Below are 13,820 nucleotides of genomic sequence, written 5' to 3'. Positions count from 1 at the left end.
CTGCATGCCCGGCTCGTCGTCGACGATGAGCACCGAGTATTGCTGCCAGGGGGCGTCGTGATGGCTTGGATTTGTCTCGTCCATGATTGTTATTTTGGTGATTTCCGCATGCCTCGGCAGCCGGGTGGCGGGTCATTTTGTCTGCCCGGTGCGCCGAAATGTCGCAATCCCGGGCCGGCCATTTCGATTTTGGCCGATTTTTCCGGTCGACCGTAGCAGGCACCGAAATTGCTGCGACCAAGCGCCGGCTATAATGCCGGCGCGCGGTCTGAGTACCGCATTGAAGAGGTGGCACCCCGGTGCCTTGTAAGCTGCCGTGACATCCGCACGGCGGCGGTTGCTGGACAAAACGGAGTACAAAATGAAATTTTCCACCCTGCGCCGCATGGCGCTCAAGGGCGCGGTCGCCTGCGCTGCCGTCACCGCGCTTTTCCCCTTGGCACCGGCCTTTGCCGCCGACGCCATCCTGCGCGTTTCGGCCATTCCGGACGAAGCGCCGACCGAGCTGCAACGCAAGTTCGCGCCGCTCGGCAAATACCTCGAAGCGCAGACCGGCATGAAGGTCGTGTTCACCCCGGTGACCGACTACGCCGCCGTCGTCGAGTCGCTGGCCACCAAGAAAATCGACCTCGCCTGGCTCGGCGGCTTCACCTTCGTGCAGGCCAAGATCCGCACCAACGGCACGGCCATCCCCATCGCCCAGCGCGAGGAAGATGCCAAGTTCACCTCGAAATTCATCACCGCCAACCCGAGTATCAAGACGCTGGCCGACCTCAAGGGCAAGACCTTCGCCTTCGGCGCGCCGTCGTCGACCTCGGGCAGCCTGATGCCGCGCTTCTACCTGCAGCAAGCCGGCCTCAACCCGGAAAAGGATTTCAAGAATGTCGCCTATTCCGGCGCCCATGACGCCACCGTCGCCTTCGTCGCGGCCGGCAAGGCCGAAGCCGGTGTCTTGAACGCCTCGGTCTGGGACAAGCTGGTCGAAGCCAAGAAGGTCGATACCGCCAAGGTTCGCGTCTTCTCGACGACGCCGCCGTACTTCGACTACAACTGGACGGTGCGCGGCGATCTCGATCCGGTCGTCGTCAAGAAGCTGACTGACGCCTTCTTGAAGCTCGACCCGGCCAACCCGGAGCACAAGGAAATCCTCGCCCTGCAACGCGCCGCCAAGTTCATCCCGACCAAGAAGGAGAACTACGACGGCATCGAGAAGGCAGCCCACGCCGCCGGCTTGCTGAAGTGAGCTTTTGCTTGAACGGCGTGGGGCTGACCCACGCCAATGGTTTTGCCGCGCTCAGGGAGATCACGCTCAAGGCGGAAAAGGGCGAGCGTATCGCCCTGATCGGCCCCTCGGGCGCCGGCAAGACCTCGCTGCTTTCCGTGCTCGGCACGGCGCTGGCGCCGACGGCCGGTTGGGCGGAAGTTTTGGATTTTGGCCAGAATTTCCGGTTGACCGTGGAACTGGCCAAACTGCGCGCCCGCATCGGCACCGTCCATCAAGCGCCGCCGATTCCCGGCCGGCAACGTGTCGTGACGGCGGTTTTGGCCGGCAAACTCGGCCAATGGCCGGCCTGGAAGTCGCTCGCCTCGCTGCTCTATCCGCTCGACATCCACGGCGCCCGCGCCGCGCTTGAACGGGTCGACCTTGCCGACAAGCTGTTCGCCCGTTGCGATCAGCTTTCCGGCGGCCAGTTGCAGCGCGTCGGCATCGCCCGCGTGCTCTACCAGCAACCCGAGCTGATCCTCGCCGACGAGCCGGTCTCGGCCCTTGACCCGACGCTGGCCCTGGCCACCATCCGCCTGCTTATCGCCGACGCCGCAGCGCGCGGTGCGACGCTGGTCGCCAGCCTGCACGCCGTCGATTTGGCCATCGGCAATTTTTCCCGCATCGTCGGCGTCAAGGCCGGCCGCATCGCCTTCGACCGGCCGGCCGGTGAAATCAGCGTCCCGCTGCTGCACGACCTCTACGCCAGCGAAGGCGACGAACTCCCGGTGCAAGCCCACGAGCCGCACTTCCTGCCGCAGACCGCGGCCAACGAGGCGGCGACGCGGGCGGCGTGTTGCTGATGTCTGACGTTCGATTGAAACGCAGAGGCGCGGAGGCGCAGAGAAAAACAACAGATTCCCTCTGCGCCTCCGCGCCTCAGCGTCGAAATTTTCAGCGTGAATAGTACCCACCACGATCCCGCCGCCCGCCGCCGCCTGATCGGCGCCCTGGCCACGCTGGTCATCCTCTGGCCGCTGTTTCAGGCGGCCGAGGTCAAGCCCGGCGTGTTGTTCGATCCGGGCAACCTCAAAGTCATCGGCCATTTCCTGGGCGGCTTCCTGCCGCCGGAAACCGGCGCCGAGTTCATGGGCTACCTGGCCAAGGCGATGCTCGAAACCCTGGCCATCGCCACGGCCGGCATGGCGCTGGCCTTCCTGATCGCCGTGCCGATGGGCTATCTCGCCACCGGCGCCGGACGCGAAAAAGCCACGCTCAACCCCGTCACGCGCAGCCTGCTGACCATCCTGCGCGGCATTCCCGAGTTGGTCTGGGCGCTCGTTTTCGTCCGCGTCTTCGGCCTCGGCCCGGCGGCTGGCGTGCTGGCGCTGGGTCTGACTTACGGCGGCATGCTGGCCAAGGTCTATGCCGAAATTCTCGAATCGGTCGATGCCGCGCCGGCCCGGGCGCTGCGCCACAACGGCGCCGGCCGGCCGCTGGCCATCCTCTACGGGCTGATTCCGCAGGCCTCGAAGGAACTGGCCTCGTACACGGTCTATCGCTGGGAATGCGCCATCCGCGCCTCGGTCGTCATGGGCTTCGTCGGCGCCGGCGGGCTTGGCCAGCTCATGGATCAGGCGATGAAAATGCTCAACGGCGGCGAAGCGGCGACCATCCTGCTCGCCTTCATGGCCCTCGTCTTTGCCGCCGACGGTTTGTCGGGCTGGCTGCGCCGGGCGCTCGACACGCCGCCGGCCAACCGCGCCTCGCCCTTCGGCTGGCGTAGCGGCGGGCTCGGGCTGGTGCTGGTCGTCAGCATCGTCGCCAGCTTCAATTATTTGGAAATTGGCCTGAAATCCCTGTTGACGGTGGAAGCCGCCCACAGCATCGGCGAATTCGTCGCCGGCTTCTTCCCGCCCGACCTGTCGGCCGAGTGGCTGGCCAAAGTCGGCAAAGGCATCTGGGAAACGCTGGCCATCTCGGTCGTCGGCACGCTGCTGGCTGCCATTGTCGGCCTGCTGCTGGCGCTACCGAAGTGGCGCGCGCCGTTCAGCTTCCTGCTCAACACCCTGCGCTCGGTGCCCGAACTGGTCTGGGCCACCATCACCGCGCTGGCCGTCGGCCTCGGTCCCTTCGCCGGCGCGCTGGCGCTGGCCCTGCATACGACCGGCGTGCTCGGCCGACTCTACGCCGAAGCCCTCGACAACGCCCCGCCAGCCCCCGGTCAGGCGCTGCGGCTGGCCGGCGCTCCCGGCGCTTTCGCCTTCCTCTACGGCACCTTGCCCGGTGCCGCCCCGCAGCTCATCGCCTACACGCTCTACCGCTGGGAAATGAACATCCGCATGGCCGCCATCCTCGGCTTCGTCGGCGCCGGCGGCCTCGGCCAACTGCTCTATTTCGAACTCTCGCTGTTCCATCACGCGCAGGCGTCGACGGTGATTATCGCCATGCTGCTGTTGTCGATAGCCGTCGATCAGGCCAGTGCGTGGTTGCGCCGGGCGATGCGCTGACACGGCCAAAGATTTCATTTTTGGCCGATTTTTCCGGTTGACCGTAGGAAGCCGTCGGCAAGCCATCCATTCGGCATCCCGGCTGGCCTTGCCATCCGCTATCATCGCCGGATTGCCCATAGCGCCCAGCCGCCGATGACTGCCAACCAGAATCCGGAACAACAAGCCCGCGACCGTATCGATGCCCAATTGCGTGCTGCGGGCTGGGTGGTGCAGGCCAAGAACAAGGTCAATTTCGGCGCCGCAATCGGTGTCGCCGTGCGCGAATGGCAAACCGATGCCGGCCCGGCCGACTATGTGCTCTTCGTCGACCGCAAGGCCGTCGGCGTCATCGAAGCCAAGCGCGAATCCGAAGGCCAGCACCTCACCGTGCACGAAACCCAGACCGAAGGCTACGCCGCCGCCAAACTCAAATGGGTCAATAACCAGCAGCCGCTGCCCTTCCTCTACGAAGCCACCGGCCTCGTCACCCGCTTCACCGATGGCCGCGACCCCAAGCCGCGCTCGCGTGAAATCTTCAGCTTCCACCGCCCGGAAACCCTGCGCGATTGGTTGACTGAAGGCGCCAGCCTGCGCGCCCGCCTCGCCGAATTGCCGCCGCTCAACCCCGAGCACCAGCCGGCAAAAGAACTCCGCCTGCGCGACTGCCAGGAAACGGCGATTACCAACCTCGAACAATCCTTCCGCGAAGCCCGCCCGCGCGCCCTCATTCAAATGGCCACCGGCGCCGGCAAGACTTACACCGCCATCACCAGCATCTACCGGCTGCTCAAGCACGCCGACGCCAAGCGCGTCCTCTTCCTCGTCGACACCAAAAACCTCGGCGAGCAGGCCGAGCAGGAAATGATGGCCTACGTGCCGATCGACGATAACCGCAAATTCACTGAGCTCTACTCGGTGCAGCGCCTCAAATCGAGCTTCGTCGACAAGGGCGCCGACGTCTGCGTCTCGACCATCCAGCGCCTCTACTCGCTGCTGCAAGACAAGGAGCTCGACGAAGCCGCCGAAGAAATCAACCCGGCCGAACTCGTCCAGCCCAAAGCCCCGGCCCCGGTTGCCTACAACGCCAAAATCCCGCCCGAATTCTTCGATTTCATCTTCATCGACGAATGCCACCGCAGCATCTACAACCTCTGGCAGCAGGTGCTCGACTACTTCGACGCCAGCCTGATCGGCCTGACCGCCACGCCCGACAACCGCACCTACGGCTTCTTCAAGAAAAACGTCGTCAGCGACTACAGCCATGAAAAGGCGGTCGCCGACGGCGTCAATGTCGGCAACGAGATTTACCTGATCGACACCCGCATCACCCAGCAAGGCGCCGTGATCGCCGCCGAACAGCAGGTCGAAAAGCGCGAACGCCTGACCCGCAAAAAGCGCTGGGAACAACAGGACGAAGACGCCGCCTACACCGCCACCCAGCTCGACCGCGACATCGTCAACCCGGACCAGATCCGCACCGTCATCCGCGCCTTCCGCGACAAGCTGCCGGCCATCTTCCCCGGCCGCGGCGAAGTGCCGAAAACCCTGATCTTCGCCAAGACCGACAGCCACGCCGACGACATCATCAACACCGTGCGCGAGGAATTCGGCGAAGGCAACGCCTTCTGCAAAAAAGTCACCTACCGCGCCGGGCAGGACAAAAAACTGGCCGATGGTACGGTCGACCGTGGCGAAGACCCCAAATCCATCCTCGCCCAGTTCCGCAACGAATACCACCCGCGCATCGCCGTCACCGTCGACATGATCGCCACCGGCACCGACGTCAAGCCGCTCGAATGCCTGCTCTTCATGCGCGACGTCAAGAGCCGCAACTACTTCGAGCAGATGAAAGGCCGCGGCACCCGCACGCTGGACATGGACGACCTCAAGAAGGTCACGCCCAGCGCCAAAACCGCCAAGACCCACTACGTCATCGTCGACGCCATCGGTGTCACCAAATCGCTGAAAACCGCCAGCCAGCCGCTGATCACCAAGCCCGGCGTGCCGCTCAAAGACCTTGCCATGGGCATCCTGATGGGCGCCACCGACACCGACAGCGTTTCCTCGCTGGCCGGCCGGCTGGCCCGCCTCAACAAGCAGCTCGACGCCGACGGCCAGCGTCGCCTGCGCGATGCAGCCGGCGGGGTCGAACTCAGCCACCTCGTCAGCAGCCTGTTCAACGCCATCGACGGCGACCTCATCGAAGCCCGCGCCCTCGAACTCGCCGGCCTGCCCATCGGCAACGACCCCGGCGACACGCGGCGCGACCAGGCGCAGCAACAACTGGTCGGCGAAGCAGCGGCACTGATGAACGGCGAATTCATCGAACTGATCGACACCATCCGCCGCGAAAAAGAACAGACCATCGACCACGACAATCTGGATGGCGTCACCTACGCCGGCTGGAGCAAGGACAGCGCCGCCAACGCCGAAGCACTGACCGGCGAATTCGCCGACTGGCTGGCGGCAAATCGGGACGAAATCGAAGCCCTCACCATCTACTTCGCCCAACCCTGGCGGCGGCGCGAAGTGACGTTGAAGCTGGTGCGCCAGGTACTCGACAAACTCAAGGCCGACCAGCCGAAACTCGCCCCGCTGCGCATCTGGCAAGCTTACGGCCAACTGGACAGCTACCATGGCGCCCCGCCCGAACAGGAACTGACCGCGCTGGTCGCCCTGATCCGCCGCGTCTGCGGCCTGGACGCCCAGATCACCCCGTTCGCCGACACCGTGCGCAAGAACTTCCAGACCTGGATCATGCAGCACCACGCCGGCGGCGCCGATAAATTCAATGAAGAACAGATGAACTGGCTACGCATGCTGCGCGACCATATTTGCCACTCTTTTCACGTTGACCGTAGCGATCTCGACTACAGCCCCTTCGACGCCCAGGGCGGGCTGGGGAAAATGTGGCAACTGTTCGGCGAGGGCATGGACCCGTTGCTGGATGCATTGAACGAGGCGTTGGTGGCGTGATTCATGGCGCAATTTGCGCTTGCGTGCCAATTTAATTGGCGCGATAATTCGGTATCGCGCCATGTTGCTTTATTTTCATGCCAAAACAAATCTCTGCGCTAGAACTTGATCAGGTTTGCTCCCTGATTGCTCGTCATCCCGAAGGGGTGGGAGTTGAAGGCTTGCTTACCGCATTAAGTGCGAGCGTCTCGCGCCGTACCTTGCAACGGCGGCTTGCCGCGCTCGTCCATGAACAGCGAATTGTCAGCGTGGGCGAGGCACGGGCGACCCGTTATGTTGTGCCGAGCCGTCCGGTGCAGTTCTTGCCGAGTATTGCGCCAGAAATCGCGCCACAAAACCGGCTACAAAGTCCGGCTGCACCCTATTCGTCAAAGCATGTCGCCATCGCGGCCATCACGCTTTCGCCGGAGGCACTTGAAATTCGTGCCCACGTCAGCCAGCCACGCGAGAAGCGCACTCCTGTTGGCTACAGCATGGCGTTTCTTGAAAGCTATTACCCCAACCATACCGCCTATCTGCCCGAATCCCTGCGTGTTCAACTGCACAGCATGGGGCGCCCGCCTGCCGAACAAACGCCGGGCGGCACCTTTGCCCGCGACATCCTCGGCCGCCTGTTGATCGATCTTTCCTGGGCCTCCTCAAAGCTCGAAGGCAACACCTACAGCTGGCTCGACACCGAACGCCTGATCGCCCACGGCCAGGTCGCCGACGACAAGGATGCGGTGGAAACCCAGATGATCCTCAACCACAAGGCCGCCATCGAATACCTGGTGCACAACAGCGAACAGGTCGGCATGAACCCCGAAACCCTCGTCTCCCTGCACGCCTTGCTGGCCGATGGCCTGATGACCGACCCACTCACCGTCGGCCGCCTGCGCAACTGCCCGGTCGGCATCGGCGGCAGCGTTTACCAGCCCCTCGCCGTGCCGCAAGGCATCGCAGAACTCTTCGGCATCATCCTGCAACTGGCCGACGAAATCGAAGACCCCTTCGAGCAAAGCTTCTTCCTGATGGTGCATCTGCCCTACCTGCAGCCGTTCGAAGACGTAAACAAACGCGTCTCAAGGCTGGCCGCCAACATCCCGCTGATCCGTCACAACCTCTGCCCGCTCACCTTCCTCGACGTGCCGCAACAGCTCTACGTCGACGCCCTGCTCGGCGTCTACGAACTCAACCGCATCGAACTGCTGCGCGACGTTTACCTTGCCGCCTACCATCGCTCCTGCCAGCAATACGCCGCCACGCGCCGCGAAATGGCCCAGCCCGACACCTTCCGCATGCGCTACCGTCAGGCCCTGGCCGAAACCATCCGCAACATCATTCAGAACAACCAGTCCGTCAATGAAACCACCATCCGCCAACACCTCCCCGCCAGCGTCGCCGAAACCGACCGGCCGCGTTTCATGACCCTGGTCCAGGAAGAGTTCAAAACCCTGCACGCCGGCAACGCCATCCGCTTCGGCATCCGGCCGCTGGTGTTCGAGGGGTGGCAAGGGAGGGTGGGGTGATGGAACGGTCTGAATTGCCTGCGGGTTGGGCCGCGGTTACCTTGGAAGCGGTTGCCGAGGTTCATGACAATTTGCGTGAACCGGTCAACTCAACCGAACGTAAAGGCAGAGTCGGCCCGTTTCCTTACTATGGTGCTACCGGCCAAGTCGGCTGGATTGATGATTTTCGTCAAGATGGCGAATACGTTTTGCTTGGCGAGGACGGGGCGCCATTCTTTGACCCCACTAAAGACAAAGCATATTTAGTATCTGGAAAGTGCTGGGTTAATAACCACGCGCACGTCCTTAAAGGGCGAGAAGGCGTGTGCCTGAATCGCTATCTTCTGTACGCGCTGAATCAGGTGAACTATCGCGGGTTTGCGAATGGGACTACCCGTTTGAAGCTGACCCAGGCGGCTATGCGGCAACTACCAATCAATCTTGCGCCACTCTCCGAACAACACCGCATCGTCGCCAAGATCGAGGAACTGTTTTCCGAACTCGATCAGGGCGTGGCCAGCCTGAAAACCGCCCGCGAACAGCTCAAGGTCTATCGCCAGTCGCTGCTGAAAAATGCCTTCGAAGGCAAGTTGACCGCAGCATGGCGCACCGCCCACCGCGACCAGCTCGAAACCGCCGCCGCCCTGCAACAACGCATCGCCCGCGAACGCCAGGCCCGCTACCAGCAACAACTCGCCGACTGGCAAACCGCCGGCCAACCAGGCCCCAAACCCAAACCCCCCAAGCCCCTGCCACCGCTCACCACCGAAGAACTCGCCGAGTTGCCTGAACTGCCGGCGGGGTGGGGGTGGGTGAGACTGGGGGAGTTAACCTCGATTATCGCGGGCTATGCGTTTGAAAAAGCTGAGTATTCGGAATCGGGAGTCAAACTTTTTCAGATTGCGAACGTGGTTTTTGGGGGCATCGATTGGGAGAAAACGGTATTTCTACCAGCCGAATACTGGGATAAATGCGAAGAACTCAGACTTTTTGCGGGTGACGTGGTGATGGCGCTAAACCGGCCATTGCTCGGAGATGACCTAAAAATCGGAAAGCTGAGCGTAGCGGACACACCTGCTCTCTTGTACCAGCGTGTCGGAAAATTTGTCCCGCATGATCAGCATGTGTCTGACCTGATTTATTGGTTTTTGAGATCACCTCTTTTTATAAAGCGCCTCAAGTCGGAGTTGCGCGGGGTCAATATTCCGTTCATTAACCAGACGCGGTTGATGGAATACCCTGTGCCATTGTTTTGTTTTAGCGAACTCTCCCAATTGGTTTGTGAGCTAGAGCAATTACTCTCCGAAGCCGACCAACTCGACCAAACCCTCGCCACCGCGCTGCAACAGGCCGACGCGCTGCGCCAGTCGATCCTGAAAAAGGCTTTCCACGGTCAACTGGTAAAACAGGCCAAAAACGAAGAACCCGCCACCGCCCTGCTCGAACGCATCCGCGCCGGGAAATCGAATGGCATTAAAAAGCCAGTCAAACAGAGAAAGCCCGGCTAACATACTGGTGTTATATCCAGTTATTTGCCGAGACCGATCATGCAAACCCAAACCAGCGCCCAAACCCCGATTGCCATTTACGAAACCGCCGATGGCACGATTTCTACTGAAGTTCGTCTCGAAGGCGAAAGCCTTTGGTTAAGCCTTCAGCAGATAGCCGATCTTTTCGGGCGAGATAAATCGCAGATTTCGCGTCACCTAAAAAAGATCTTCGTCAGTGGCGAGTTGGACAAAAAATCAGTTGTTGCGGAAAACGCAACAACTGCCGCTGACGGCAAAACGTATCAGGTGAGCTACTTCAATCTCGACGCAATTATCTCGGTCGGGTATCGCGTTAACTCCGTTGAAGGCACCCGCTTCCGTATCTGGGCCAACCGTATCCTCAGGGATTATCTGGTACAGGGTTATGCGCTCAACCAGCAACGCCTGACGCAGCAGCAGGAAAACATCCGCCAGCTGGAGCGGACGCTAAGCTTGTTCCAGCAAAATCTGATCGAACAGGCGAGTCTGCCGGAAGCGCGCGGGCTGGTGAATGTAATCGCCAGTTACGCCCGCACCTTCGTGCTGCTCAATCAGTTCGACAGCGAGCGCCTGCCGCTCGGCGATTTTGCGACGACGATCCATTACGAAATCCGTGAGGACGAGGCGCTGGCCGGGATTGCAACGTTGAAAGCGGACATGCTGGCAAGGGGCGAGGCATCGGAACTCTTCGGCAATCAGAAGGACGACAGCTTTGCCGGGATTCTCGGCAATATCCTGCAATCCTTCGGCGGTGAATACCTGTACCCGAGCATCGAGGAGCAGGCGGCACATTTGCTGTATTTCGTGATCAAGAACCATCCGTTTTCCGATGGCAACAAGCGCATCGGGGCTTTCCTGTTTATCTGGTTCCTGCAGCGTAACCGGCACCATTTGAAGTCGGATGGCGAGTTGAAGATCAACGACAACGCGCTGGCGGCGATTGCGCTGCTGGTGGCGCAGAGCGATCCGGCGCAGAAGCAGTTGATGATTCATCTGATCATGAATCTGATTCGGGGATAAAACTGAAAACGATGCATGAGCCTGGCTCTCGACCTTGGTGGGCGTTTTTTCTTGATCCGGTTTTGATTCTGGCGCGCGGCATTTCTTTGGCGTGGACATGGAATCCCAATAAATCAATCATCTGCCACCGCTTTGCACACATTGAAACTCTTGATTCCAGCTTGAAAGATTCGCCAACATGAACGCAACCGCATCCATCGTCTCCCGTGTCTGGAGTTTCTGTACCACGCTGCGCGACGACGGGGTCAGCTATGGCGATTACCTTGAGCAGCTGACTTACCTGATCTTTCTGAAAATGGCCGACGAGTACGGTCGACCGCCGTATAGCCGCAAAATTGGCATTCCCGCCGGGCTGGACTGGCCAAGCCTGAAAGGCGCGCGCGGGGCGGCGCTGGAGGTGCATTACGTGATGGTGCTGCGCGAGTTGGGCAACAAGCCGGGGCTGCTCGGGCAGATTTTCACCAAGGCGCAGAACAAGATCCAGGATCCGGCGAAGCTGTCGCGGCTGATCGACATGGTCGATGAAACCAGTTGGGTGACGCTGGGGGCGGACGTCAAGGGCGACATCTACGAAGGCTTGCTGGAGCGCAATGCCGAGGATACGAAGTCGGGGGCGGGGCAGTATTTCACGCCACGGCCGCTGATCCGGGCGATGGTCGAATGCATGCGGCCGTTGCCGGGCAAGACGATTGCCGATCCGGCCTGCGGCACCGGCGGCTTCTTCCTCGCGGCCTACGATTTTCTGGTGGCAAGCTATCCCGACATGGATAGCGAGCAACGGGCTTTCCTCAAGCACGAGACCTTTTTCGGCAACGAGATCGTTGCCGGCACCCGCCGACTGGCCTTGATGAACATGTTCCTGCACAACATCGGCGAGATCGACGGCGATAGCCCGATTTCGCCGAATGACGCGCTGGTTGCCGTGCCGGCCCAGACTTTCGACTACGTGCTGGCCAATCCGCCCTTTGGCAAGAAGAGCAGCATGAGCTTCACCAACGAGGAAGGCGAGCAGGAAACGGATGCGCTGACCTACAACCGCCAGGATTTCTGGGCGACGACCTCGAACAAGCAGTTGAATTTCGTGCAGCACATCAAGAGCCTGTTGAAGAGCACCGGCCGCGCCGCCGTGGTGGTGCCGGACAATGTGTTGTTTGAGGGCGGGGCGGGCGAGACGGTACGCCGCAAACTGCTCGAAACCACCGACCTGCACACCATCCTGCGCCTGCCGACGGGGATTTTTTACGCCAATGGCGTCAAGGCCAATGTGCTGTTCTTCGACAACCAGCCGGCGCGCAAGGAGGCGTGGACGCGGGAGGTCTGGGTCTACGACTACCGCACCAACATCCACCACACGCTGAAAAAAAAGCCGCTGCGCTACGAGGATCTGGCGGATTTCGTCGCCTGTTATCAGCCGAACAATCGCTACGGTCGACAGGAAATTTGGCACGAAATTGAAAACCAGGAAGGCCGCTGGCGCAAGTTCAGTTACGAGCAGATCATCGCCCGCGACAAGACCAGCCTGGATATTTTCTGGTTGAAGGACAAGAGCCTGGCCGATCTCGACAACCTGCCCGAGCCGGATGAACTGGCCGGGGAGATTATCGAGAATCTAGAGGCGGGACTGGAAAGTTTCCGGGCAGTCGCTGCGGCGCTGCGCCAGGGGCAATGACGACGGCGGCTTCAGCCGCCCGTTCGTGACATCGGGCGCATCAGCTTGCCGGGCTGCTCGTTGAAATCGTGTTTTTCCGGCTTGTTGGCAATGGCCCGCATCAGCGCCGAGTTCAGTTCATCATCGCTGGCGCCGGAACGCATCATTGTTCGAAAATCGAGATGGTTCTCCTGTCCGAGACAGAGATGCAGGGAGCCGTCGACGGTCAGGCGCACCCGGTTGCAGGTCGCGCAAAAATGCTGGGAGTTCGGCGTAATGAAGCCGATGCTGAAATCCCCGTCGGGACTGACCAGGTAACGAGCCGGCCCGCCGCCCGGGATTACGCCATCCGTCAGGCCGAACTTTGTCCTGAGCTCGGCGACCAGGGGTTGCAGGCTTGATGTGCCAAGCCGGCGAGCACTGTCGCCCATCGGCATGTTTTCGATCAGGCGCAGGACAAAGCCACGTTGCCGGCAGAATTCGATCATCTGGTCGAGTTCCCCGGGCGAGGTGTCGGCAAGCCAGACCATGTTGATCTTGGTTGATTTGAAGCCCAGTTCAGTCACCCGATCAAGGCCGCGCAATACGTCCGCAAGCGCATCGCGTTTGGCAATCGTCGCAAAACGGGCGTGATTCAGGCTGTCCAGACTGACGTTGAGGCGGGTCAACCCCGCCTTTTTTAGCGCGGCGGCGTGCTTGGCCAGCTGCGTGCCGTTGGTGCTCAGCGAGATGTCGTCAATGCCGCCGATGTCCGCGATGGCCTGCACCAGATCGGGCAGGTTACGGCGCAGCAAGGGTTCGCCGCCGGTCAGGCGCACCCGTTTCAGGCCGTGTCTGGAAAAGAGGGAAAGCAGCCTGACGATTTCAGCAAAGCTCAGCCAGTGCTCGGGGATCTCGTAATCCTTGAAATTCTCCGGCATGCAATAGGCGCAACGCAGGTCGCAACGGTCGGTGACTGAAATCCGCAGGTAGTCGATGGTTCGGCCGAAGCGGTCAACCAGCGGCACGGTTCCGGCCTCGCAGGATGGAGAGGGAATCGCGGGTCAAACCGTTTCACCTTCGCTCAGGAAGAGGTTCGGCGTGCCCCGCGAATAGCCCTGCTCGCCGACCAGCACGTCGAGCACCAGCGAAGCCAGGTCATCGGCAACCACATCGACCTGCCTGTCCTTGTCCTGGAAAAACGTCTTGATGTAGCCGTGGCAGGCATCGCAGGTTTCGGCCTGCACAGCGGGATTGCCGCCGTCGATACCCAGGTAGTTCACCACCGCCCCCTCGCTGCACAGGGTGCACCGTGCCCGGACGGCATTCCAGCGGGTCGCGCACAGGCTGCATTCGCGGTAGCGCAAGCCGCCTTTTCCCTCGCCGGCCATGACGATGCTGCCGACCGGGGCTCCGCCGCAGCAGGGGCAGGTACCTGCTCGCCCTTCTTGACCAACACCTTGGTCGGGTCCTTGGGATCAAGCA

The 13,820-nt window shown here is 61.4% G+C and carries 10 protein-coding genes and 1 pseudogene; 8 read left to right on the top strand and 3 right to left on the bottom strand.

Features of this window, described 5'->3' with window-relative positions:
• The first annotated feature begins 361 nt into the window (after positions 1-361).
• The 8 genes from ADADOO_RS10815 to ADADOO_RS10780 all read left to right on the top strand — a co-directional run bounded on the left by ADADOO_RS10815 (position 362) and on the right by ADADOO_RS10780 (position 12,377).
• A complete protein-coding gene (locus ADADOO_RS10815) occupies positions 362-1,243 on the top strand; it encodes a putative selenate ABC transporter substrate-binding protein (protein ID WP_511277455.1) in 882 nt (293 codons plus the stop codon).
• Entirely contained in the window at positions 1,240-2,067 is an 828-nt protein-coding gene (locus ADADOO_RS10810; protein ID WP_511277453.1) for a phosphonate ABC transporter ATP-binding protein, read from the top strand. Before ADADOO_RS10815 ends, ADADOO_RS10810 begins: the two co-directional genes overlap by 4 nt.
• Before the next feature lie 96 nt (positions 2,068-2,163).
• The gene (phnE, locus tag ADADOO_RS10805; RefSeq protein WP_511277451.1) at positions 2,164-3,714 is read left to right on the top strand and encodes a phosphonate ABC transporter, permease protein PhnE; all 1,551 of its coding nucleotides are present in this window, start codon (positions 2,164-2,166) and stop codon (positions 3,712-3,714) included.
• A gap of 135 nt (positions 3,715-3,849) precedes the next feature.
• Positions 3,850-6,672, top strand: a complete 2,823-nt coding sequence (locus ADADOO_RS10800) for a type I restriction endonuclease subunit R (RefSeq protein WP_511277449.1) — start codon at positions 3,850-3,852, stop codon at positions 6,670-6,672.
• Positions 6,673-6,833: 161 nt separating this feature from the next.
• Positions 6,834-8,180: a Fic family protein gene (locus ADADOO_RS10795; RefSeq protein WP_511277447.1), complete on the top strand. Its 1,347-nt coding sequence runs from the start codon at positions 6,834-6,836 to the stop codon at positions 8,178-8,180.
• Positions 8,180-9,667 (top strand): restriction endonuclease subunit S, encoded by a 1,488-nt coding sequence (locus ADADOO_RS10790; protein ID WP_511277445.1) that lies wholly within the window; start codon positions 8,180-8,182, stop codon positions 9,665-9,667. The genes ADADOO_RS10795 and ADADOO_RS10790 overlap by 1 nt, the downstream gene beginning before the upstream one ends.
• Before the next feature lie 39 nt (positions 9,668-9,706).
• The gene (locus tag ADADOO_RS10785) at positions 9,707-10,708 is read left to right on the top strand and encodes a virulence RhuM family protein/type II toxin-antitoxin system death-on-curing family toxin (protein WP_511277443.1); all 1,002 of its coding nucleotides are present in this window, start codon (positions 9,707-9,709) and stop codon (positions 10,706-10,708) included.
• Positions 10,709-10,886: 178 nt separating this feature from the next.
• Positions 10,887-12,377: a class I SAM-dependent DNA methyltransferase gene (locus ADADOO_RS10780; protein WP_511277441.1), complete on the top strand. Its 1,491-nt coding sequence runs from the start codon at positions 10,887-10,889 to the stop codon at positions 12,375-12,377.
• A gap of 11 nt (positions 12,378-12,388) precedes the next feature.
• Here the strand turns inward: ADADOO_RS10780 and moaA are convergent, their stop codons facing one another.
• The 3 genes and pseudogenes from moaA to ADADOO_RS10765 all read right to left on the bottom strand — a co-directional run.
• Entirely contained in the window at positions 12,389-13,363 is a 975-nt protein-coding gene (gene moaA, locus ADADOO_RS10775) for a GTP 3',8-cyclase MoaA (RefSeq protein WP_511277439.1), read from the bottom strand.
• Between the two features lie 36 nt (positions 13,364-13,399).
• Entirely contained in the window at positions 13,400-13,681 is a 282-nt protein-coding gene (locus ADADOO_RS10770) for a hypothetical protein (protein WP_511277457.1), read from the bottom strand.
• Positions 13,664-13,756 (bottom strand): annotated as a pseudogene (locus tag ADADOO_RS10765) (formate dehydrogenase accessory protein FdhE); the annotation flags it as partial. The pseudogene ADADOO_RS10765 and the gene ADADOO_RS10770, both read right to left, overlap by 18 nt.
• Between the last annotated feature and the right edge of the window lie 64 nt (positions 13,757-13,820).

Origin of the sequence: Azonexus sp. (assembly GCF_036170495.1) — a bacterium.
Lineage (GTDB): Bacteria > Pseudomonadota > Gammaproteobacteria > Burkholderiales > Rhodocyclaceae > Azonexus.
The sequence above is the reverse complement of the archived record's forward strand: the minus strand, read 5'-3'. Positions and strand labels throughout refer to the sequence as shown.

What these genes read in the sequence shown, in the direction of transcription:
- ADADOO_RS10815 (WP_511277455.1), top strand. Translation starts at nt 362, where the DNA reads ATGAAATTTTCCACCCTGCGCCGCATGGCGCTCAAGGGCGCGGTCGCC.
- ADADOO_RS10800 (WP_511277449.1), top strand. Translation starts at nt 3,850, where the DNA reads ATGACTGCCAACCAGAATCCGGAACAACAAGCCCGCGACCGTATCGAT.
- ADADOO_RS10790 (WP_511277445.1), top strand. Translation starts at nt 8,180, where the DNA reads ATGGAACGGTCTGAATTGCCTGCGGGTTGGGCCGCGGTTACCTTGGAA.
- ADADOO_RS10785 (WP_511277443.1), top strand. Translation starts at nt 9,707, where the DNA reads ATGCAAACCCAAACCAGCGCCCAAACCCCGATTGCCATTTACGAAACC.
- ADADOO_RS10780 (WP_511277441.1), top strand. Translation starts at nt 10,887, where the DNA reads ATGAACGCAACCGCATCCATCGTCTCCCGTGTCTGGAGTTTCTGTACC.